This window comes from Pseudomonas sp. TWI923, from assembly GCF_039673365.1.
Lineage (GTDB): Bacteria > Pseudomonadota > Gammaproteobacteria > Pseudomonadales > Pseudomonadaceae > Aquipseudomonas > Aquipseudomonas sichuanensis.
On record NZ_JBDJLM010000176.1, the window covers coordinates 1 to 1,073 of the forward strand.

A 1,073-nucleotide genomic window follows, 5' to 3' on the forward strand; every position below is an offset into this window, starting at 1 on the left:
AGGCGTCATCAAGCTGCTAGCGTTCGGCGTTTTCTGCGTACAAAGGAAAGGCCGCATGACCCGCAACCCTTTCAAGGGCATCGCCGCAGGTGACCGCCCATGACCTATCGCATCGTGATTTTCGGCAAGGGGCAGGGCCTGGTGGGCGACCGCACCACCACCGGCGCCACCTGCATCGGAGACCGCGCAGCGGGTAACGTGAATGGCCGCGCCTGGCTGCTCGAAGGCGACCAGACCACCGCCTGCCCGAAGTGCGGACAGGTGGGCACCCTCATCGACGGCGAACAGCGCTTCCTCCAGGATGGCGTACCCTCCGTCGTCGACGGCGCCCGCGTGCGCTGTGGCTGCCCGCTGGGCAGCAACCGCCTGATCGCATCGTCCCAGGCCGCCCCGTCCAAGGCGCCTGTCACTTCACCGGTGGCTGCTGAACGCGCCACACCCACCCCACAAGTCGCCATGGCGACCCCTGCAGGGCTGCAACCCGGTTTCTACATCGTGCCGCGCAGCATGACCGGCGAGCAGGTGCTGCAACAGCTGGCCGCGCTGCCGGGCAACCTGCCGCTGTCGCTGGTGCGTCGCCTCAACCCCACCTTCGACGAGGGCTTCAAGGCGGGCGAGCTATTCGTGCTTGGCGCCCCCGAGCACAGCTACGCCTGCACTCGCGAAGAAGCCGAATTGATGGCAGCGGCCCGCAGTGCCCGGGCGTCGCTGGCGCAGCTCAGCACCGAAGAAGCCGACTTCATGATGCGACACATGGCCGAGATCGCCGGTGTGCTCAACGGCGCGAGCCAGTCGATGGGGGTGGGCAAGGACATGCTGTCGCGGGGGTTGGGTCAGGTGGAAGACACACTCAAAGGCATCGAGCGTTTGCACCAGCGCGAGTTCATTGCGCATCGGCACCTGAACAGCCCGCAGTTCTTCGCCGAGCGCAAGGCGCTGTATGGCCAGCTGAACGCACAGCTGCGCAGCGCTTTTCTCGGCAAGTACCTGAACCTGGGGCAGCACGAGGATTTGCGTCGTGGGCTGGGGATCTCGACCAAGAGCCTGGTGCATCACTGGTCGAAGGCCGGCGC

Annotated in this window: 1 protein-coding gene; it reads left to right on the forward strand. The window is 66.3% G+C overall.

Going from position 1 to position 1,073, the window contains the following annotated elements; translation table 11 throughout:
• Positions 1–99 precede the first annotated feature (99 nt).
• On the forward strand, positions 100–1,073 hold a 974-nt coding region (locus tag ABE459_RS25990), incomplete at its 3' end, for a PAAR domain-containing protein (RefSeq protein WP_346648176.1).